This window comes from Bacillus sp. K7 (genome assembly GCF_053903245.1).
Genome location: NZ_CP096406.1, coordinates 712,517 through 737,035, shown reverse-complemented (window position 1 = coordinate 737,035; position 24,519 = coordinate 712,517). Strand labels below are relative to the sequence as shown.

Annotated in this window: 7 protein-coding genes; 2 read left to right on the top strand and 5 right to left on the bottom strand. The window is 45.8% G+C overall.

The window, feature by feature from the left end; all coding sequences use genetic code 11:
• Window positions 1-74 precede the first annotated feature (74 nt).
• Together M1D98_RS03645 and M1D98_RS03640 are read left to right on the top strand one after the other, a co-directional pair.
• A complete protein-coding gene (locus M1D98_RS03645; protein ID WP_121642076.1) occupies window positions 75-773 on the top strand; it encodes an MgtC/SapB family protein in 699 nt (232 codons plus the stop codon).
• Between the two features lie 112 nt (window positions 774-885).
• A complete protein-coding gene (locus tag M1D98_RS03640) occupies window positions 886-2,265 on the top strand; it encodes an alkaline phosphatase (RefSeq protein WP_268559132.1) in 1,380 nt (459 codons plus the stop codon).
• 69 nt (window positions 2,266-2,334) lie between these two features.
• Here the strand turns inward: M1D98_RS03640 and M1D98_RS03635 are convergent, their stop codons facing one another.
• The 5 genes from M1D98_RS03635 to M1D98_RS03615 are packed head-to-tail and all read right to left on the bottom strand — an operon-like array spanning window position 2,335 to window position 24,512.
• A complete protein-coding gene (locus tag M1D98_RS03635; protein ID WP_456280015.1) occupies window positions 2,335-3,336 on the bottom strand; it encodes a phosphotransferase enzyme family protein in 1,002 nt (333 codons plus the stop codon).
• On the bottom strand, window positions 3,329-9,757 hold the full coding sequence (locus M1D98_RS03630; RefSeq protein WP_456280014.1) for an HAD-IIIC family phosphatase: 6,429 nt from the start codon (window positions 9,755-9,757) through the stop codon (window positions 3,329-3,331). Before M1D98_RS03630 ends, M1D98_RS03635 begins: the two co-directional genes overlap by 8 nt.
• A gap of 1 nt (window position 9,758) precedes the next feature.
• Window positions 9,759-17,309 (bottom strand): beta-ketoacyl synthase N-terminal-like domain-containing protein, encoded by a 7,551-nt coding sequence (locus tag M1D98_RS03625; RefSeq protein WP_456280013.1) that lies wholly within the window; start codon window positions 17,307-17,309, stop codon window positions 9,759-9,761.
• A 17-nt stretch (window positions 17,310-17,326) separates the two neighbouring features.
• Complete coding sequence (locus M1D98_RS03620; RefSeq protein ID WP_268559125.1) at window positions 17,327-21,850, bottom strand: type I polyketide synthase; 4,524 nt, start codon at window positions 21,848-21,850, stop codon at window positions 17,327-17,329.
• On the bottom strand, window positions 21,843-24,512 hold the full coding sequence (locus tag M1D98_RS03615) for a non-ribosomal peptide synthetase (RefSeq protein WP_456280012.1): 2,670 nt from the start codon (window positions 24,510-24,512) through the stop codon (window positions 21,843-21,845). Before M1D98_RS03615 ends, M1D98_RS03620 begins: the two co-directional genes overlap by 8 nt.
• Between the last annotated feature and the right edge of the window lie 7 nt (window positions 24,513-24,519).

Sequence of the window (24,519 nt, the reverse complement as noted above, 5' to 3'; positions counted from 1 at the left end):
TTTGTGCTCTTGTTTTGCTATAAATACTGTGAGAAAATCATATTTATTTAAAAACACCTTAGAGAAGGGGGAAGTTGCTGTTGAGCTGGTATATTGATCCGGATATTTTATTAAAATTGGGCATTGCCACATTGATTGGCATGGTCATCGGGCTTGAGCGCGAATTAAAAAATAAGCCGCTCGGATTAAAAACCTGTATCGTTATCGCCGTCAGCTCATGCATGCTGACGATCGTCAGTATTAATGCGGCATATCATTTCCCTAAATACTACCGCATCATGATGGACCCGCTGCGTCTGCCGGCACAAATCATCTCAGGCGTCGGATTTATCGGAGCCGGCGTCATCTTGCGGAAAAGCAACGACGTCATATCCGGCCTGACAACATCGGCTATGATCTGGGGAGCGGCGGGGCTTGGGCTCGCAACCGGAGCGGGGTTTTATAAAGAAGCCTTTGCCAGTCTTCTGTTCATCCTGATCAGCGTTGAATTTTTGCCATGGGCGGTTAGAAAAATCGGACCGGACCGCCTTCAGGAAAAAGACATCCGCATCAGAATGTCGCTTTCGGATAAAGACAAAATGACAGAGATTTTAAAAGAAATGAAAAGAAAAGATATCAAAACACATTCCGTCCGGATCGACGACCTGGGCGAAAAGGAATTTCCGATTATGGAAGTGAAGGTCCGCGTCCATAAAAACAGGTACACGACCGACGTCTACTACGACATTAAAACCATTGAAGGCGTAGTCGGCGTAAAATGTGATACATTATAAAAGCCAATGGGACATGAATCCCATTGGCTTTTCGCTGTCATCGAAAAAAACATTGAAGTCTCTTTTAATTTCAAATAAAATACATATTAGTAAATAAATATAATAAAAGGAGATGTTCCTCATTACCAAAACCCGGTTTACAGTAACTGTCACCCTCATTTTGACTGCTTTCTTAAGTATTTTTGCCATAACAGAATTCATATCCCCTCTTCATTCTCAATCATCCAAGAGCAGCGGCAAGAACCCTAAAAATATAATTTTAATCATCGGTGACGGAATGGGTATGCCGATGATTAACAGCTATAGGACATTAAAAAGCGAAAAGCTGAATACTCCCGCCCAAACAGCATGGGACCCTTATTTAACAGGCATGCAGATGACACATCCTAACGATCCCAGAGACAATATTACTGACTCTTCGGCTGCCGCAACCGCCATGGCAACCGGAACGAAAACATATAATGATGCAATTGCTGTTGACAACAAACATCAGCAGCTCAAAAGCGTAACAGAAGCTGCCAAAGAGAAAAAGATGTCTGTCGGCTTCGTCGTGACTTCGGACTTAACCGACGCCACTCCCGCAGCTTTCGGCGTACATAACGTCTCACGGAAAAACTACACTGATATTGCCGACCAATTCTATGATGAACGGATTAATGGTTCTCATAAGGTTGATGTTTTACTCGGAGGCGGAGCGAAATATTTCATTCGCAATGACCGAAATCTTGCTGAAGAATTTCAAAAAGACGGCTATCATTATGTGACCACAAAGCAAGACCTGAAAAAAAATCAGCACGATAAGTTGCTCGGACTGTTTGGAGAAGTTGAATTAGATAAAGCGATTGACAGAGAGAATAGTACACCTTCTCTAAAAGACATGACAGAAGCTGCACTCACCCAGTTACAGAAGAACGAAAACGGTTTTTTTATGCTTCTGGAAGGAAGCAATATTGACAATGCAGCCCATGAAAATGACGTGGTGGGCGCTTTAAGTGAAATGGAAGATTTCGAGAAAGGTGTTCAAGCTGCTCTGGATTTTGCGAAAAAAGATAAAGAAACGCTGGTTATTATTACAGCTGACCACTCTACAGGCGGATTCTCGTACGGCGCAGAGGGAATGACGCGTGAGACCGGCTATAAATGGGATCCTTTCCCAATCATCGCCGCTAAAAAAACGCCGGGCTATATGGCAGAGAAGATCGCTGAAGGCCAAGATGCCGAAAAGGTGCTCAGCACTTATATTAATATGAAGCTAACGGAAAATGAGATCAATCAGGTGAAAAACGCAGTCTCACAATCAAATACTGCTGCAGTCCAAAAAAGCATTCAATTGATTTTTGATAAACGGTCTTTTTCAGGCTGGACGACGTTAGCCCACACTGGCGAAGACGTACCGGTATATGCTTACGGTCCGGGAAAGGAAAAATGGAAGGGGCTCATCGACAATACGCAGCAGGCAAAAAACATTTTTGCAATTTTAGAACAAAAATAAAAAACTCCGGCTCACAGCCGGAGTTTTTTAATAAGGAGCAACGTCTCAAAAGGGATCAACGCAAATTCCTTAAGCTAACTTCGAAAAGTCAAATTCGGTTATCGGCGTTTGATTTTCAATATCGTTTTTGAATCCCTTCAGCATTTCTTTTTCTTCTTCTCCTATTGAATCAAGGTCAAACATTTGGTGGAGCAATCCATAAATCAGCATATGACGCAGGCGGAGGAAATCCGGGATTTTCTTGAGCCATTCGGCGGCAATTTCATTTTCTTCCCTGTACCCTTTCATAAAGTGCGTCATAAATTCTTCTGTAAAGGCTGCTTTATTTTCATATGGGACGACTGGATACCATAATACATTGTAGAGGAGAATGCTGATATCATTCACAAACCAGTTGTACCCGATATCATCAAAATCAAATGTAGTGATCTTCCCATGGTCCCAGTTAAAATTACCATGATGTAGATCTGCGTGAACAAGCCCATAACTGTCACGGTTTTTTGGCAGTTGCCGCAACTCATTCATTAAATCGTCTGCCTGCTGAAAAACCTTTGTCTGATCTTCAGGGACATATTTTCTGAGCTTCAACTGCTCTTCTTCATCCCACTCTTGCCTTTTAAATCTTGGATTGCTCAGTTTATAGCTTTTTGTCAGGCTATGCATCTTCCCTGTATATCTGCCAAGCTCGAAAAATAGGGTTTCGTTCCACTCAGATTCGTCTACTTTATGACCCGGCGCCTTTTCATACACTCTCAATAAAAATGCTCCGCCGTTTCCGTCCGGCACTTCCTCAACATCCTTACCGTTTAATGACGGGATCGGTTTGGCGACTGAAAGCCCGCCTTCAGCAAGATGATGGAGCCATTCCATCTCTCCCATAATATAATCCGGCGACCGTCGAATCGTGTGTGTAATCTTTAAAATATAAGATTCATTGTCTTTAGCAAACTCATACACATAGTTTTCCGCATCCGCCAAGAACTGCACTTGATCTCTAGTAAATCCATATATAATAGAAGCTTCTGCCAAAACCTTTTCTTCATCAAATATTGCTTTAATACCTTTATGCATGCTGATTCTCCCTCTTCATATATTTAGATAATTCTCTTATCGTGTGTTTTTTCGCAAGATTCAAATCATCAACATACCAGCCTTTCTTTTCCATCTCTACTTCCATTTTGACAGCGAGCAGCGAATTTCCTCCCAAATCAAAGAAATCGTTGTCAATTCCTACATAATCCAAGTGGAGAATTTCCCTCCAAATATCTGAGAGAATTTTTTGCTGTTCTGTCTCCGGCACGTCTTCTTCTGCTCCGGCTTCTATATGTTCCTTTATTAATATAGACCGCAAATGCTCTGGCCGGTTTTTATCTAAGGCGATTAAATATGGAGAATGCAAGGTTTTCTCAGCATGCAGCACTTCCCACTGAGTGTTTGTGTTTTCAATCAAAGCTTCCGGCAATACTTCATTGGCAGCCGCTCTCTCCGTTTTGTCCGATGCAGGTTGCACAGATGATACCCATTCAATATGCCCGCTTCGATCCTCAACATCATGCACAGAGATTTGACAAACTGTTTTTAACGGACCCGCTGCTTCCTCAAAACGATGTGCAGCAAAAAACTCAGAAAAGGCGCGGTTTCTGCCTGAATCCTTAAACTCCAAGGACAACGTCGCAAGCTGTTTATCCCGTGCATATGAAGCAAGGCCTGACAGCACTTTATGTTCAATTCCTTTGCCTAGTGCGCGGCAGCTGAGCAGAAAAGTATCTAGCTTTAATGAATCTTCTGTTCGAATCCCCATGATTGCACCAACGATGCCTTCATCACTGAATCTGTCCGCTGCTTCAACGATCCAGCCGATATGGCCGTCCGTATTGAGCCGCTGGGCAAGCTGCTCTTCACGATAGACTGATGGATTCATATTGAACTGATTGATTCTCGCACTCATTTGAGCAACTCGCGGCAAATGCTCTTCTGTCATCTCAGTCAAGGCGATACGCAGGTGTAAGCCGGAAAGAAATTCTTCAAGCGAACGGGACGTATTCAGCTCTATTTTTCTTTCTTGTGCTGCCAAATATCGTTCCGTGCGCTTTTGATCAGCTTCTGTCACTCTGAATCTATCAAATGCCCAGACATGTTCTAAGAACATCGGAATAGAATCTGGATCAGACGGCAGAAGCAAGGTCAGAACCTCTGGCAGGCGTTCGTTCATTTCCAGGCATTGAGCCGGATCATCATCTAAGAATATGAACCGATCCACTGAAATGTTCAGCTCATCAGCCATTTCTTTCATGTTTCTGGCTTTCTCATCCCAATTAATGCGTGACAGGACAAAGTCCTCTTTCTTCAAAATCATATCTGGATGACGTTCAAACACATTCCAGACGTCTTCTTCATTATTTCTGCTTGAAAGCACAAGAAGCAGACCCTCTTCTTGTTTTCTCTTTAAAAATTGCTGCAGCGCTCGGTGGGCAGGAGTAATCATGACCCCTTCCGCTCCAGCTTCAGACACGGTGCCGCTCCATAAAGTGCCGTCACAATCGATGGCGGCCGCTTTAAATGGCGGTTTGAGCCATGCCGTAAACTCACGTGCCACGCGTGTTCCCATTGCCGCATAAAATTCTTCAGTGAACGGTATTCTTGCCGCTCTTTCACTTTGCGGGTCAAATATGGCATCAAGCTGGTATGTTTGGCGCAGCTGGCGGAGATCAATCAAATGTACATCCGTTTCTCCAGCAAGCTGCGCGATCCAATTCTGCTGGGAGTGCACAAGGATGTCCCGGAGCTCCTGCTCTTTCACATTTTCCAGCGGAAGCAATCCTATGAAGTAAGGCACTTCCTTTTTCTTTTGTTTCATGATGGAGAGCAGTTCATCTGAATTATATTGAACGTGAGCCATTCTTTCTTCCAAAGAAAGACCAGAATCCCCTGCCATATCCTCAAGGCGAATCAACAGCAGATTGGCACCATTTTTTTGCCGTGACAGCAAGCTTTCTTCATTAAGCAATTCTTGAAACACCTGACCGTAAGGAGACAGCTTTATATCTAGATTGATATCAAACTGTTCGCCCCACCATTTTAGGTAAGGCACAATCGGATCAGCCGTAAAATTGGAACAAATGGTTAGTGGGCACGAGATGACTCGGTTTGACTCTCTCTCCCTTTTCCGTTCGGCCTCTTCCTGCTCTTTTTGGCTCAGCACCGGAATGTCCTTTATGCGTTTTTCAGGCTCTTCCGCAGCTTTTTCAGCAAGAGAGATAAAATGAGAAACAAATGCCTGCATGGATTCATGAGTGAAAAGCGACCGGTTGTATTGAAGCACACATTTAAGCTCTCCCGTCACTTCCTTCACGACGTCCATTTTCATATCAAGCTTTGAAATGCCCTTTGCGAATTCGTATGTTTCAAATGTTAATCCGCCAGCCTCTATTTTTATATTCGGGTCATACTCATTATGATAGATCAGCATGGTATCAAAGAAAGGGTTGCGGTTCGGCTTGATCACCGGCTGCAGGGCTTCTGCCATTTGATCGTACGGATAATCCTGGTGGTCATAAGCTTCAAGCAACGTTTGTTTTGTGTGATGAAGGTTGCCGGCAAACGATTCTTCAGGATTCAAATGAATTTTGATCGGCAAAAAGTTTGTAAACATGCCGATCGTATTCTCAATATCCGCATGACGCCTGCCTGCCACCAATGACCCAATCATCAGCTCCTGCTGTTTTGTATAGCTGGACAAAAGCATGGCATAGAGCTGAAACAGCATGACATTGTTGGTCAGCTGCTGCGCCTCTCCGATTTTCTCAAGCTTTTCTAAAACGCGCGGCGGGATTGTAAACTTAATTGCCCTGCCTAGAAAGCTTTGTTCTTTTCGTTCATAATCAAGAGGCATATTCAGCACAGGCACTTCACCCTCAAGCTGCTTCAGCCAATACTCTTTTTGGCGTTGAAACATGTCACTATTAAAAAATGTCTGCTGCCACTCCGCATAATCTTTATACTGAATGATGTTTTCCGGGAGCTGTTCCCCTCTATATAATTGGGTAAATTCTTTTATAAAAATATTCATCGAGGCGCCGTCCGCCACAATATTATGCATATCAACAAGCAACGCATGTTTTTCTTCCTCAATTTTGACGAATTTCACACGAATTAATGGAGAGACCTTAAGATCAAATGGCCGTATAAATGAACTGATTTCGTCATCAAGCTTATCCATTTTCGCTTCAGTTTGTTCAATCGAAAATTCAAAGTTCTGATGGATTCGCTGCACAGGTTCTCCATCCTTAATTTCAAACGTTGTACGCAGTGTTTCATGCCTTTCGATCAGCTTTTTGAATGTGTCCTCAAAGCGGGCGGCATCAATTTTCCCGAAGCATAAAAGAGCCATCGGCATGTTATATGTGGTGACTTGCCCGATTCTCTGATGAATCAAATACGTTCTCCGCTGTGCTGCTGACAGCCTGTATACGTCTTTTTTCTCTGAAGGCTGAATGGATGTATATTGGTTTCGGTCAGCGCGCTCAATAAGTGCGGCAAGCCCACGGATTGTCGGGTGCTGGAACACATCGCTTAGCGTAAGCTCCGCTCCAAATTCCTTGTGAATGCGGGAAATCAGACCAGTGGCGTTCAATGAATGGCCGCCTGTTTCAAAGAAATGGGTATCTAATGTGACACGTTTGACTCCGAGAATGTCCTTCCACATAGCAGCCAAGACCGCCTCTGTCTCATTAAATTGAACATCTGATTCTGTATCAGCTGTCTTCCCGTCATTTGCTTGCTCAGGCACCAAAAGCTGAAAATTTTCTTCCACCGGTGTTCCCGCCTGTTCTTTTGTCCGGCCAATCCAGTATCTTTCTCTTTCAAAAGGATATGTTGGAAGCGGAATAAGCTGGCATTGCTCCTGATCATAAAAAGCTGTCCAATCGACCGGCACCCCGTGCAGCCACATCTCACCCAGTCTGCTCAGCAAGTAACGGTAATCAGAAGCTGCCTCCTTTGGATGCCTCATCAGCTGGATTGCAATGTGCTGCTTGTCCTCTGCCTGATACAATTTGCTGACAAACGAACGCAGCGCATTTCCAGGGCCGACCTCTATAAATATTGGATCCAGCTCTTCTATTAAGCGTTTTGCGCAGTTCATAAATCTAACGGTTCCCCGCAAATGATCAGCCCAATATGACGGATCTCCAGCTTCCTCATCAGTGATCCAGTCTCCGGTTACATTTGAGACAAACGGGATTTTTTGTTTTTTAAATTGATAGGCTGAGAGCTTTTGTTTCATGCTTTCTAAAACCGGTTCCATCATATACGAATGGAAGGCATGTGATGTATGAAGCTTTCTGCAGCTGTGTCCTTCAGCGTTCAGCTTCCTTTCCAATGCATCAATCACACTTGATTCTCCTGATACAACACATGAATCCGATGCATTCACAGCAGCGATTGAAATGGTTCCGTCTGTATACGGTTTGATCTCTGCTTCACTTAAGGAAACGCTAAGCATAGAACCGGACGGCAGATTTTGGAGTGCTGCCCCTCGATAGCTGATGATGTCAAGAGCATCTTCTAATGAGAGCACACCCGAAATGGCTGCGGCTGTATACTCACCGATGCTGTGTCCCGCCATTGCTTTCGGCTTAATCCCCCAATGGATCAGCATTTTTGCAAGTGCATATTCGATACAGAACAGCAGAGGCTGCGTATATTCAGTTTGGTTAATCAATTTTGCATCATGCTGATTATTGTCAGAGAAAAGCACCGTGCTCGGATCTGTGTCCATATGATTTTTTAATATGTCAAAACAGGCATCGAGCTCTTCCTTAAAAATCGGTACAGTATCGTAAAGCCCTTTAGCCATATCAACATACTGCGCCCCCTGTCCCGGAAAAAGAAAGACAACGGGCCGGCTTGCAGATTGAGAGCTGCCGGTTTTAACAGACTCATAGTCATTTTCATGCATAGCCTGAAGAAGCTCAGGCACATCCGCTGCCACAATCGCTTTTTTATAAGGAAACGAATGACGCCCTACTTTGAGGGTATATGCCGCATCTGCCAAATTGGCCTGCGGATTTTTCACGAAATAGTTTGACAGCCGGTCTGTCATGCTGTTTAAAGCGGCCGGTGTTTTGGCTGACAGCAATAAGAGTTCAGCATCATGTCTTTCCGCTGCCTTTTGCTGTGCCGGCGCTTCCTCTAAAATGACATGGGCATTTGTTCCCCCAATGCCAAATGAGCTAACACCCGCTCTGCGCGGGAACTCATTTTCTTCCCAAGGGGTGAGTTTCGTATTGACGACAAATGGTGATTGCTCAAAATCGATTTTGGCGTTTGGCTTTTCGAAATTCAGAGTCGGCGGAATCACTTTATACTTTAAGCTTAGAACTGCTTTCATAAATCCAGCTACACCAGACGCATCATTTAAATGACCGATGTTGGATTTGACAGAACCAATTCTGCAGTAGCCGCGACGGTCCGTTTGGTAAGCTTGTTTTAATGCTTCAATTTCTATCGGATCACCGAGTGTCGTCCCTGTGCCGTGAGCCTCGACATAGGTAATGGTTTCAGGCTCCACCTCGGCCATGTGCAGGGCTGTTTTGACCGCTGTTACCTGGCCTTTGGTGCTCGGCGCTGTGTATCCAACCTTTCTGCTGCCGTCATTATTGATCGCAGTGCCTTTTATTACAGCATAAATATGATCTCCGTCTGCTTCAGCATCTTCAAGCGTTTTTAAAATGACCGCTCCTGCCCCGTCTCCAAATACTGTGCCTGCCGCCTCATCATCAAAGACGCGGCAATGCCCGTCTGGAGAATGGATCATACCTTCTTGATAGAGATACCCGGATTTTTGCGGGAGGCGGATAGAGACTCCGCCTGCAACCGCCATATGGCAGTCCCCATTTAACAAAGCCTGAGCAGCAAGGTGAATAGAAACCATCGAGGTTGAGCAAGCAGTCTGCACCATCATGCTCGGCCCTTTCAGGTTAAGCTTATAAGAAATAAGTGTTGCCATGTAATCTCTCATATTCAAAACAGCTGTTTCCAGCGTCTTTGAGTCTTCTCCAGACTTTGCCCCCTGAAGAGCCCTCAGCACCCACTCTGCATTGAGGCCCGCTCCGGTATAAAGGCCGATCTGCCCTTTATAAGTGAAAGGATCGTAGCCGGCGTCTTCCAAGGCGGTCCACACGCATTCATGAAAGATACGGAACTGCGGATCCATCATGGCAGCTTCCTTCGGCGTATAATCAAAGAAGCCGGCGTCAAACAGATCTACATCCTCCACAATTCCTTTTGCTTTTACAAATCGCGGATCATTCAGCAGCTCTTCATTAACACCCTCTTCTTTCAGCTCCTCATCAGTGAAAAAAGAAATTGTCTCTTTCGCATTTTTTAAATTGCTCCAAAACTCCTGCACGTTTTTTGCTCCCGGAAATCGGCCTGCCATACCGATTACCGCAATTTCCGCTCCATGATTCGCATAATGAGAATTACTCATTCTATTCGCCGCCTCTCAATCTTTTATCTCGCTGATTGCGTATCCGCGTTTTTCTCCGTCCCTTGGATACAGCTGCCATTTCTTCTTTATCCTCTTCACTTTCCTCTTGATCAGGATTGATAAATTGCGCTAAAGCAGCTACAGACGGGTATGTGAATAAAGTCACCACAGCCTCGTTGGTTCCCAATTCTTTATTTAAACGGTTTGTCACCTGTACAATGTCTAAAGAGCTGGCTCCCAAATCAAAAAAGTTATCATGTATGCCGACTTGCTCCAGACCCATGAAATCTTGCCAAATGCCGCATATGACCTCTTCTGTTTTGTTGCGGGGAGCGACATACGGATTATTCAATTCGGGTCGGGTGTGTAAGGCGGCCGTCTTCTTCTCCTCTTTCGCTATGCTATCGGCATTCATGGATATCCATTGCTTCATTCTGTGTCCCAAATCACCTGTTGACACTAATAAATGGCGATTGTTGATATCTGACAGCACATATTGAAAAAGAGCTGCTCCTTCTTCAGGCAAAATGGCAAGTTCAGCAATAGATTCTCCGATAGTAGATTCAAGCTGGCCCCAGAAGTTCCATGCATCCCAGTTCACGCAAACCCAAGGAGTCTTGCTGCGCTGATTCACCCTCGCCGCAAAAGCATCCATATAAATATTCGCTGCAGAGTAAGCTGAGAAACCAAGACCTCCAAGCAAAGCACTAATCGATGAAAATAAGAAACAAAAATCTATATTTTCGTTTTCTAATAGAGATTCAAGCACTTTCAATCCTCTGACTTTAGACTGGAACTGGTCTTCTCCGCCTTCAATCGTTGCAGGTATATCTGTAATCGCCCTGAAAGACGAACTTCCCGGAAGACCTGCAGCGTGAAAGACGCCGTTCAGCTGGCCAAACTCAGTATGAACCTTTCTCATAACAGCCTGCATATCCGACAGGCTTCCCGCATCTGCCTGAAGAGCTGTCACCTTTGCGCCTGACCGTTCCAATTCTTTTATTTTCATGATTTTCACGGTAATCGGATCATCTTCCTCATGTTTCTCGCACCAGCTTTCCCACTGGCTGCGCTGCGGAAGTTCACTTCTTCCCGTCAGAATCAGACGGACGTTTCCTTCTTGCGCAAGCAGCTTTGATAACACAAATCCGATTCCGCCAAGCCCTCCCGTAATAAGATAAACACCTTTCGGGCGGATCATATTCGGCAAGCCGGACGCTTTATTTAACTGAACAGGCTGATACATCTGCACCCATCGGCGGCGGTTTCGGTATGCGATCATTTGATCCTCGCCCGCAGCATCAGTTTCCGTCAGGATTTGGTCAATCAACTCCTCTTCTTTCCATGTCAATGTATCCGATAAAGGAGGAATGTCGATGTTCCAGCATTTCAAATGGTTATATTCTTGCGGGATAACTTTCAACGGCCCCAAAATCGTCGCTTTTTCAGCATTGATTTGTTCTTCTCCAGTCACCTCATGAATCCCGCTTGACAGTACAAACATGTTACATTCGTTCATTTGTTTTTGATTAGATGCCGCCTGTGCAGTAAAAATCAAACTATAATAGCCGTTTTCACTGTACGTGCTGAACGTTTTGAAGGATTCCCCTTGCTCCGAAACGCTCCACAGATGCATCATACAGTTTGGAAGAAGCCCATCTGAAGCAAGTGAAGAAAATAAACGCTCATAATGTGTCCCATCAGCCGGATTGATGACATACAATCCGCTGTTTACTTTTTTGAATTGCCGGTCTCTCGTGACAATTACAGTCTCATGTCCTCGGCGGCGTATGGTTTGCACCAGCCGATCTCCAAAGGCTGTTCCTTCATGGAAAACCAGTGTTTTTCCGCTTTCAGCTGGCTGCTCTTTTTTTCGGCTGTCAGCGGACTTGATCTTTCTTTCCCATGACGGAAGATAGAACCATTGATCCATCGGTTTCTTTTTATTCCATTCATCAACTGCGGTGAAAGCAGCTGGATTGTCAGCCGCTTCTACCCAATAGCGTTTTTTCTCAAAAGGATAAGACGGAAGCGATATCAGACGCTTAGGCTTATTACCGCCATACTGCCTCCAGTCAATCTCACATCCGCAGACCCAAAGCTGGCCTAATTTCTTCAAGAAATAGGAATGATCATGCGCTGGTTCTTGAACATGTCTGACGAGATTGACGATGTCATGCTGGCTAGATCTCTTCTTGTTCCTTCTGGCAAATGTGCTTAATGTGCTGCCCGGTCCGACTTCTATTAACAGAACGTTATCATCACTCAAAATCTGTTCTAATCCTTCATGGAAGCGGACTGTGCCTCTTAAGTGCTGAGACCAATAAGCCGGGTCTGCTGCTTGTTCCGGTGTTATCCATGTTCCCGTTACATTCGAAACAAATGGAATCCGAGGGGCGTTCATATCCTGTTGCTTTACAATCGCGGCAAATTCCTCAAGAATGGGTTCCATCATATAAGAATGAAAAGCGTGAGAAGTATGCAGCTGGCGGCCGGCAATGCCCTTTTCTTCAAGAAGAACCGCAAACGTCTCAATGTCTTCGCTTTTTCCGGATACTACGCATAAGTTATGAGCATTGACAGCCGCAAGCGACAGACTGTTCGTAAGCAGCGGCTGCAGCTCTTCCTCTGATAGCTGAACACTCATCATTGCTCCAGATTCCAGCTGCTGCATCAGCCTTCCCCGCTCTATGACGAGCGTTAAAGCCGTGTCTAATGAAAACACGCCTGACAAACATGCAGCAGTGTATTCACCAATGCTGTGTCCAATCATATAATCCGGTGAGATGCCTGCACTTTGCAGCAGCTTTGCGAGCGCGTATTCAAAGATGAACAGCAGCGGCTGCACAACAGCGGTCTCCGTCAGCTTCGCCCCATCATTTGAATCTGGGAAGACGACCGCCTTCAAATCAATTTGATGTGACTGCTGTGCGAAGGCAAAACAGCGGTCCGCTTCTTTCTGAAATACAGGTTCAGCTTCATATAAATCTTTCATCATATCAATATACTGAGAGCCTTGGCCGGAGAACATAAAGGCAGTCTGACGCCCGCTGTGTCTTTGATAGGCTGTGAGCTCTGCACCGCTTTCCCATTCCGTTAATTTTGACAGCACGACCGCTTTTCGGTACGAGAATTGTTTTCTGCCGACTTGCAAGGTGTATGCCACATCCTCTAACGGAACGTTTGGATGCGTACGAAGAAATTCCTTCAATCGATTTGTCATCTGCTCTAAGGCTGTGTCTGTTTTTGCTGATAGAACTAGCAAATGCCGTTGGCTCTCGGAAGCTTCTCTGCCTGACTCCGGCTCTTCTTCCAGTACAATGTGCGCATTTGTGCCGCCAATTCCGAAGGAGCTGACACCCGCCCGCCTTGGATCAGCGGATTCCTTCCAGTATGCCGCCTCGGTATTAACATAAAATGGGGTTTGATCAAAATGAATATGCGGATTAGGTGTCTTATAGTTCAAGCTTGGCAAAATGGTTTTATGTTTTAGCGATAAAACGGTCTTAAAGAGTCCTGCAATGCCGGCAGCGCTGTTTAAATGTCCGACATTGCTTTTCACTGACCCGATTGGAATTGACATTGGCCTGTCACTTTTAAAAACCTGGCTCAGCGCTTCCATTTCGATTGGATCACCCATTTTTGTACCGGTTCCGTGAGCTTCGATATACCCTACTGTATTCGGGTCAATCCCTGCATTCTCATATGCATTCTTTAGCACTTCGGCCTGGCCTTCTACGCTCGGGGCGGTAAAACCGACTTTTCGGTTTCCGTCATTATTCATTCCGACCCCTTTTATGACCCCATAAATGGTATGCCCTTCTTTAACGGCGTCCTCATATCTTTTTAAAACGACAATCCCCACGCCATCGCCAAAAACTGTGCCGCCTGCATCCTCATCAAAAGGACGGCAATGCCCATCAGGTGATTGAATCATGCCATCCTGATAAACATAGCCTGACCGTAAAGGGGTGCTGACAGTTACGCCTCCCGCAAGCGCCGCGTCACATGCTCCGTTTTGCAGCGCTTGACATGCCGCTCCAATATTGACTAAAGAAGTGGAGCAGGCTGTTTGCATTGTGATGCTCGGCCCGTGCAGGTTTAATTTATAAGCAAGCTGGGTACTGAAAAATTCTCTATCATTTAACAGCATGGAACTGAACTGTTCAGTCCCATCCAGTTTCCCTGCGAAACGTGTAATCCATTCGAGGTTCGGACTTGTCCCAGTGTAGACGCCAATTTTCCCTGTTGTCCGCTCAGGGTCGCAGCCCGCATCTTCTAAGGCCTCCCAGGCACATTCATGTAAAAGCCTGAATTGCGGATCCATCAATTCTGCTTCCCTTGAGGAATATTGGAAAAAATCCGCATCAAACATATCAGCGTCCTCGATGATCCCCTTGGCTTTTACAAAATCGGGGTGCTTCAAGAGCTGGTCATCAATGCCTGACGCTTTTAATTCTTCATCCGTAAAGAAGCTGATAGATTCTTTGCCGTTTACGAGATTATTCCAAAACTCATCCAAATTGCCGGCTCCCGGAAAACGCCCTGCCATACCGATAATCGCGATATCAGATCCCTGACCGTTCGGACTGCTTTGCGACACCTTTTGATGATCCGTCATTTCTGGCTGCCCGGCCTTCGTTTGAACCTGTTGATGAAGGTGCTTCGCCAGGCTGCGAACTGCGGCAAATTGATAAAGCAGAACTGGTTCCACCTTCCAATTCAACTGATCTGTTAATTTTGCCGCTAATTGAGAGATATCAAGCGACGTAGCCCCCAGCTCAAAAAACGGCGCATCATTGGCAAGCTCATTGAATCCAAAATGCTTCATGACGATTTTTCTGATTGTTTTTTCAATAGCAGATAACGGCATTGCACGAAACAGTTCTGCCGGCTGGTAAGCCTCATCTTCTTCAAGTTCAGCCAGTGCTAAGCCGTAAGGCAACGGGAAATGCTGCTTTGTAAAAGGATAAGTCGGCAGAGCTAACCTTTTATTAAGCTGAGGTTCATGCAGGTCGCTGAAATCAACCTCAGCCCCGAGACTCCACAACGCTCCGTATATATGTAACTTTAAAACGTCTGTGTGTCCTTGTGTGCCGAGATCACCTGTCATGCCAATTGCTTGGCGCTCTGTAAACACTGATGCCCCCTGAGCCAAACGCAGGTCTATGCAAATAGCAGGTTCCTCCAGCAAACAAGACGAGATGTGTTCAAAAAATCGTATCGGCTTGCTGATTTGGCCGGCCCAATAACTGGCATCCGCTGCTTCGTCATCTGTTATCACTTTTCCAGTGACAGATGAAACGACTGGAATGTCTGGTGACTTCATGTCCAGCGTGCTAAGGAAGTGCATGAATTCTTCCGCAGCGTCGACCAGCAGATCCGATTGATACGCGATATCCCCATCAAATAACTCAGCAGCAATCCCTTTTTGTTCAAGCCGCGCCTTCAGCTGATACACATCCTCTGGCAAACCGGAGACGGCACAATACCGCTCATCAATCAGCGCAAGGGATAATGATTTTTCTAAGTATTGAACGATATCCGGTTCTGACAGGCTGACACCGAGCATTTTTCCTGCCGGCGACATACTGATTAACTCTCCGCGTTTATATGCGGCTGCGGCCCCTTCTTCAAAGGAAAACATCCCTGCCGCACAGGCCGCCGTAAACTCCCCGAATCCCCGCCCGATAAAGCGGTCTGGTGTTATGCCGATGTGCTGTAAGAAACGGACTGCGGCGTATTCCATGCTGAACGACAACGCATGGATCAATCCCAGATTTCCCTCTTCCCGGTACGTTTCTGGAGCAGAAATACATGCTTTAAAGAAGCTGAGTACATCCTGCTGAAAAGCATTTTGCACCTTTTCAAGGCAAGCATCGACTTCTTTTTTGAACATGTTTTCCGTGCGGTACAGCTGCGCATATCTGCTAAAGCCCTCTTGAACGTCTCCCGCAAATACAAACATGGTGCTGCTTGGAACAACCGCCGATTCGGTGATTTGTTTTTTATGGCCATGATCAGCAAGCTGATCTAGCAGATCCTTTTGATGTGAAGCAACAAAGGAGATTCTGTACTGGAATTGCTTTCTGCCAAGCTGTAACGTACGGGCTATGGCTGACAGCGGCGCTTCCGGGTTCCGGCGAAGAAAATCAGCCAATTGATCCATTGAACGGGTAAGCTCCTGTCTTGTTCTCGCAGAAAGAACAACGAGCTCAGGACCGCCGGCTGGCATTTCGTCAGGAAGAGATGGAGTTTCTTCAAGGACAACGTGCGCATTAGCGCCGCCGATTCCAAAGGCGCTCACACCCGCTCTTCTCGGCCCTTGCAGAGATTCCCATTCAGTCAGCTCTGTATTGACAAAAAACGGCGTGTTCTTAAACTTGATGCGCGGGTTCGATTTTTGATAGTGAAAAGCGGGCGGCAGCATTTTATGATGGAGCATCATAACGGTTTTTATTAATCCCGCTACCCCGGAGGCAGCGTCCAGATGCCCAATGTTCGCTTTGACAGAACCAATTCGGCAATATGCTTTTTTATCTGTATTGAAAGCACGGGTCAGCGCCTCAATTTCAATCGGATCTCCGACAGGCGTTCCTGTCCCATGGGCCTCAACATAACCAATGCTTTCCGGTTCCGTTTCCGCCATCTCCATAGCTGTGGCAATGACATTCGCCTGGCCTTCAGCACTAGGAGCCGTATACCCTGCCTTATTGTTTCCATCATTATTAATTGCAGAGCCCTTGATGACCGCATAAATCACATCACCGTCAGCTTGTGCGTCTTTCAATCGCTTTAACGCCACCACTCCGGCTCCTTCACCAAAAATGGTTCCATTCGCCTTTTCATCAAACGGACGGCAATGACCATCTGCTGAATAGATCATTCCTTCCTGATAAACGTACCCAGATATATGCGGCAGGCTCAGGGTAACACCTCCCGCTAATGCTAGGTCACATTCTCCTCCAATCAAGCCCTGGCACGCCATATGTATCGCGACAAGAGAAGTCGAGCAAGCGGTTTGAACTGATACACTCGGCCCTTTCAAATTAAGTTTATAAGCGATTCGTGACGCAAACGACGAATCATTTAAATGCATGATTTGAAAAGCGTCTTCGTTCTTATGAAGAGAAGACATATGACGGCCCATCCAGGACAAATTGCTGGAAGCACCAGCATACAGCCCGATCAGCCCGTTAAACCGTTCAGCGTCACAGCCCGCATGCTCTAAGGCTTCCCAGGTACATTCATGCATGAGTCTGATTTGCGGATCCATCAAGGCAGCTTCTCTCGGTGAATAGCCGAAAAACTCCGCGTCGAAGTCAGAAACCTCATCAATGATTGGTTTTGCTTTTACATATGCCTCTTGACGAAGCAACGTCTCATCCACTCCGGCTTCTTTTAGTTCTTCATCGGTAAATTGAGTGACCGATTCTATTCCTTTTGAGATGTTGTTCCAATACTCATCAATGTTTGCCGCGCCTGGAAACTTGCCCGCCATACCGACTACCGCTATTTCCAGTCCTGTTTCTGTCCATTGTTTCTCAGCCATGGAAATCAGCCTCCCATCTATTTTCGTCTCATTCGCTGTTTTCGCCGGTTTTTCCCTTCATTTATGGCTTTTTGGCGATCTGGCTCTATTCCTTTTATGTGTAAGTCATCGCCGCTTTGCTGTGCTTTGACGGCTTGGGTTAATGCTGCAACCGTCGAATGGGCATACATCATCACAACCGGGATATCCACGCCGAGCTCGTTTTTGATTCTCCCGCTCACCTGAAGCAGATCAAGTGAAGAGGCTCCTAATTCAAAGAAATTCATATTTACATCTGTCTCAGAATGAAAATAATCCTTAAAAATATTCATTAACCTTTCCTCAAGTGTGTCCAAGTGGTCTTTGGTCAGCACATGCGCTGCGGTTTGTCTGTCCTTTTTCACATAGCTGTCTTTTATTCGTTTGTTTACGTCCTCCAGCGAAATCAGGACTTGCGGGTAGCGCAGCTGCAAAGCTCTCATAAACGCTTTCGCACCTTGAGCTGGCAGGATTCCTTGGTATTGCTCTGGCTTGTCCGCTATCTTCGAAAGAATGGCTGCCGTTTCTGATTCATATGCCATCCCTACTTGTTCCCAACGGTCCCAGTTCACCGTCACCATGTTTTCGCCTTCTTTTCGGCATGCGTGAGCATAGCTGTCCAAGAATGCGTTTGATGCAGCGTAGCCGACTTGGCCCCCCGCTCCTAAAAATGAAACAAGAGAGGAACAAATGAAGAAGAAGTCCGGCTGTTTGTTTCTAAGCGCTTTTCTTAACAGAGCGGTTCCTGTTATTTTGGCTTTCGCCATCTGCCTCTCATCGTCTGGTGTCCTTGCGTGAATTACTTTGCCATCAGGAATGCCTGCTGCATGAATAACGCCATGAATGGCTTGTCCGAAACGAGATTCTGCGGTTTGCAAGGCTTTTTGAAGCTCTGCCTCGTCTGAAATATCCGCCTGTAATACCAGCACCTCGGCTCCAACCTTCTCGAGCTCTTCCACAGCTTTGAGTTTTTTTGCTGTATCGTCATTTGCTCTCAGTTTATCAGGCAGTCCAGTCCGGCTTAGCAGCACAAGCTTTGCTTGAACTGTTTCAGCTAAATGAGATGCAAGAGATAATCCGATCCCGCCAAGGCCTCCTGTAATGATATAAACTCCTTTATGCCTGAGATTGCCGGCCATATTCCCATCTTGCTTGCCCGGCTGCTTCGCCTGCCGAATCCATCTGCTGTTTCCGCGATAAGCCACAATAGGCTGATCATCCTCTTTTTTAAGTTCATAAGAAATCATTTCAGGCCAGCTTGATTGACCGAGTCGCGGGTCCGGACAAAGATCAACAGCTTTACAGCTGATCTGCTTATACTCTTGCGGAATGGTCAAACAGACTCCGGTCAGCGCAGCCTGATGAGGCTGAAGATCTTCCATTCCCGTCACATCGTGAGCTTGATTGGTCACCACGGTCATGCTGAATCTATTGTTACTCTCTGTTCCAAGTAAACGGATAAGATCAAGGAGAGGAAGATAACCGGCTATTGTGTGCTCTGCAATATCTCCATCACGACAATCACAGTCTTTCCGCCACATCCAGATGATTTCATCAGGGATAAACCCCCTTGCATTCAGTTCATCCAGCAGCTTCCGAAAGTGGGCCGTATCACGATGGTTTGCCGTAAACGTGTTTCTGTCTATTTCCGCAAAGTCATCACCCGGCAGGACAGACACGGCTTCCGCCTGCTGTTTTAGGAGATATTGGCTGACATCATTGTTTTCTTCAAAGACAAGTATCCTCTCTCCTAGATGAGTGAATGTCTCATTGACTGGTTCCATCCGTTCCCAGAACGGAACGGAAAACCACTTATCAAAAGGAAGCTGTTTTTCACTTGAAGCAACGTTTAATTTCAATTCGTTTTTGATCTTTTCTTCCATGCCGCCCTGAGATGTTTGCGGATCGGGAAATACTTGATGTTCAAAAGGATAAGTCGGAAGCGGGACCCTTTCGTATGAGCCCCCCTGGCGAAAGTGCTCCCAGCTAATGTTTACACCATGCGTCCAAAGCCTGCCGATGCGGTTTAACAGATAGACACGATCAGATGATACTTCCTTTGGATGCCTGATCATGTTTACCGCAGCATGTTGCTCCGTCATAAAACCCTCATGTTTTCTCACAAACTGCGTCAACGTGTTTCCTGGCCCGATCTCAACAAATACAACATTGCCCATTTGTAAAAGTGTGTTCAACCCTGAATGAAAATCAACCTTTTCTATGATTTGCGAAGCCCAGTATTTCGGATCTGCGGCCTGCTCTGCTTGTATCCAATCGCCTGTCACATTTGAAATAAACGGAAGGCCAGGTGCTTGGAATTCAATATTTTGCAAAATATCAGAAAAACGAGATGCCGCCGGCTTCATCATGCTTGAATGAAACGCATGGGACGTTTTTAAGTGCTGAATTGCCACACCTTTCGCCTGAAGGCGCGCGGCAAAAGCATTGATTGGATCCATAAGACCTGATACAACTGATAAATCAGAGCTGTTTGAAGCCGACAGCTCAACCCCCTCTGTCAATTCCATTTCTGTCTCTCTGCTAGACAGTCTGACGCTCAACATTTCTCCCTCCGGCATTTCCTGCATCAATCGGCCTCTCATCGCAACCATATGAAGCGCGTCTTCCAATGAACAAATGCCTGACAGACAGGCTGCCGTTAATTCCCCTATGCTGTGGCCAATCATGTATTGCGGTTTTAAACCTTTCTTGATCAAGAAGGACGCCAGCGCATATTCAAAAGAAAATAAAATAGGCTGCGTATATGAGGTTTCATGGATAAGCTGTTCAGCTTCTTTGCTTTCTGCTTCATTAGCCGGAAACATGATGCTTCTAATATTGAGTCCTTCCTCAGCTTGCAGAATGGTAAAACAGCGCTCCAGCTTCTCTTGGAATACGGGCTCCATCTCATACAGTTGCTTCCCCATATTGACGTATTGAGAGCCTTGCCCGGAAAACATAAAGACAACTGCCGGCTTCTCCAGCGCTATTGAAGAATTTGCCATATTGCTTGTTATCCCTAAAGGACCAGCCGTAAATGCCTGACGATACTGAAAATGCCTGCGGCCCTCTTGCAGTGTATATGAAACGTCTTGGAGCAGTACCTCTTCATTCTCTTTTATAAATTGCTTGACCTGATCCGCGGCCTTCATTGCAGCTTTTTCAGATTGGGCAGAAATAATCATAAGGCAGTCTTCATGATCCTCTTGATGACGTCTTTCCTTCATCGGAGGCTCCTCCATGACAACATGAACATTCGTGCCGCCGATCCCAAAGGAACTGACACCCGCTCGAAACACCCGGTCAGATGCTGCCCATTGTTTGGCTGATGTGCTGACATAAAAAGGGCTGTTTTCAAAATCAATTTTAGGATTGGGCTTTTTGTAATGAAGGCTTGGCGGCAAGGTTCTCGCTTTGAGACTCAGCGCCGTTTTAATAAACCCCGCAATTCCCGCGGCGGAATCCAAGTGACCGATATTTGTTTTAACAGAGCCTATCGCGCAGAATTGCTTCTTTTCTGTTTGAAACGCTTGTTTAAGCGCCTCTATTTCAACTGGATCACCTAACGAGGTGCCCGTGCCATGCGCTTCGACATAAGAAATACTTTCGGACTCTACACGGCTGATGTTCAGTGCTTTTCTAATGACATCTGCCTGCCCTTCGATACTAGGCGCGGTGTAACCGACTTTGCGGCTGCCGTCATTGTTATATGCTGATCCTTTAATGACAGCGTAAATATGATCTTGATCCTTTAACGCCTGCTTTAAAGTTTTCAGCACTACAACACCGCAGCCTTCACCCCCGACTGTCCCTTTTGCTTCCGCATCAAATGCGCGGCAGTGGCCGTCCGGCGACATAATCATCCCTTCTTGATACATATAGCCCTTTTTATGGGGACAAGTCACCGTTACTCCTCCGGCCAGCGCCATTTTGCAGTCGCCGGTAAGCAAAGCTCTGGATGCGAGATGCACAGCGGTCAGAGAAGATGAACAGGCTGTATCCACTGCGATACTCGGCCCTTTCAAATTTAATTTGTAAGAAATTTGTGTATTCATAAAATCTTTGTCCGTCAACTGAACCGCAGCAAACTGCTCAGAAGAACTGCTGCTTCTCAGCAGCATTGAACTTGCCTGCCAGTACAAATTCGCAGAAGCAGCGCCGAATAAGCCGATAGGATGTGAATAAGTTTCGGGACTGTAGCCGGCGTTTTCAAGAGATTCCCACGCGACTTCATGAAACATGCGCACTTGCGGGTCCATTACCTCAGCTTCGCGCTGTGAGTAGCCGAAAAACGCTGCGTCAAAGTGGTCATGCCGGTCTACTTTCCCTTTAGCCCTGACATAATTCTTATGATCGAGCTGTTCTTTAGGCACACCGGCTTCCATAAGCTCTTCTTTTGAGAAAAATGTAATGGATTCCGTGCCCGTTTTGATATTCTCCCAAAACTCTTCAATATTTTTCGCACCGGGGAAACGGCAAGCCATTCCGATAACCGCTATTTCTAAGCCTGTTGTTTTACTCATCAGAAATCCCGCCTAACAGTTGTGCGACATTTTCTAAATCTTCCGCTGCCTCTTCCCCACTCTTGGCATTTGCGTGAGAACTCTCAGACTCCGTTTGCCGGCTGAGCTGGGCAGCTATTGCCGTAACGGATGTATATTGAAACAGCTGAACAACAGACAGCTCTTGCCCAAACTGCTCTTTCAATTTGTTCGATAATTCTACGATGTGAAATGAGTTTCCTCCGATATCAAAAAAGTTATCCTCCATGCTAATATCAGATTCAGATATATTCAAAATGCCAGCAAAAATGGAAACCAGCTTTTTCTCAGTTTCATTATGCGGTTTTATGACCTGCTCGTCAGATTCAGGCTCTTCCATAGGATCTGGGAGCGCTTTGAGATCAAGCTTCCCTGACAGGTTCATTGGAAATGAGGTTACACGGATGAATCGTCTCGGAATCATATAACCCGGCAGCTTTTCTCCTATAAACCCTCTCATTTTTCGGGTTTTCAGTTTTTGATCGGATATGAGATACGCCACAAGAAACTGATCATCTGATTCCTTTTGAACTGGAATAATCACCGCGTCATGAATGATTTGTCCCGACTCCCGGTATTCAAGCAAGGCTTTTCTAATCTCATCAAGCTCTACTCTGAACCCTCTTATTTTTACTTGATCATCATACCTGCCAAAAAATTCGATTAAGCCGTCAGAACGCCATCTCGCCAAGTCGCCGGTATGATAAAGCTTCCCGGCAGGAATATGCTGTGGTTCTGTAAATTTTTCTGCCGTCAGCTCTGGCTTACAGATATATCCTCTTGCCACCCCGTCTCCGGCAATGCACAGTTCTCCGTATACGCCAACGGGCACAGGCTGTCCGCAATGATCCAAAATATAAATCTGTTCATTCGGCATCGGCCTGCCGATCGGTACGACGGGTTCATTCCAAGAATCAGGTATGGTAAAAGCCGCTGACTGTACAGTACATTCCGTCGGACCGTAATTATTTGTCATCACCGGCTTATCAGCACGAAACGTTTGTAAATATTGCTGAACCAATTGGGGCGGCAGAATTTCGCCGCCAGCCATTATTAACTTTAATTCGTCAACGTGATGCGGTTCTTTCTCAGCGGCTTTTATCATCAGGCGCAAATGAGAAGGTGTCGCATCTGAAATATGAATGCGGTTCTCCTCATAAAAAGACCACAGCTGCTTTCCATCCATCCTTGCATGATCCGGTGCAATATATAAAGTGTGTCCAAGAAGCACTGCCGGAAATATCGTTTGCACGGATGCGTCAAAAATATGTGAAGCAAGCATGCCGATGCGGAGATGCTCTTGTGAAAACTGCTCAAAGTGAAGGCTGTCTAAGCCATATACTAAATTGATGACTTGACGATGCTCCACCATCACGCCTTTCGGTTTTCCTGTTGTCCCTGATGTATACAGCACATAAGCGAGATTTTCAGGAGACGGCAGACACCCATGCTCCACCGCTCCTTCAAATTTCGTCATTTCCTCTATCAATAAGCTTTTTTGATCCTCAGCAGAAATGTCATGATCCTTATTCGTGATCACAAACCGCGAACCGCTGTTTTTCAGCATATAATCCATCCGCTCGGACGGCATATTTACATCTATCGGCAAATAAGGACATCCTGCTTTTAATATGCCTAATATGCCAATAACCATTTCTGCTGAGCGATGAACCATCAGCCCCACGGGCTCCTCATGACGAACACCTTCTTTTATCAAAAAAGCAGCAACCCGGTCTGACAATTCATCAGCCTCACCGTATGTGAAGCTGACATCTCCGTACACAATTGCAGGCTGATTAGGTTTGAGAGCTGCCTGTTCTTTGAAGAGATCGACAATCGATTTTTCTTTCGGATAGGGCTGATTTGTGTGATTAAATGTCGTGATGATTCTCTCTCTCTCCTCATGAGAAAGTAACTGCAGCTCGGAGACCAGAGTCTCAGGCGCCGACAAAGCCCCGTCCGCCAGCATGCAAAAATGGCCGGCTATCCGTTTAGCAGTATCGAATGTGTAATGCTTCAAATTCCAGCTCAACTTTCCAGTCAATGTCCCTTCATCACGCTGAATGGAAATAAGTATATTCGTGTCCAGCGCTTTCAAAGAGGACGGCTGCTGAAGATCATTCATAGCAAGGGAAATGCCGAAGCGGGGCTCCCCTTTTTTATGCAAAGGATGAAGCTCGTCCAATAGTATTTTCACAGGATAATTTTGATGGGCATACACTTCTTGAAAAGCTTGTTTCACATGCTCTAGACAGTCTCTGAAACTCATAGAAGGATTGATTTTCACCAGCAGCGGAAGAAGATCATTGATCACCGGCTGTGTTTCCCGCTGTCTCAACACAGGGGCCGATGCCATGATATCCGTTCTTCCGCTGTACCTGTGCAGCAATGTGACTGCCGCAGTCATAAAAATGATAAACATACGCAAATCTGAAGCTCCGGATGCCTTTAAGATGGCCTTTTCCAGCTGAGCCGGGAATGAAAAAGTGAATGAAGCTTCTTCATCGTTTTGATCAAGAAGCTGTGAATCATAAGGAAACCGGCAGTCCGACGGGATTTGAGATAATAGAGAAGTCCAATATTGCCGCTCCTTCACTTTTTCAAGAGCTGCGGTTTTCAATTGAAAGACATCGGTTTGGTTCATTGTTATT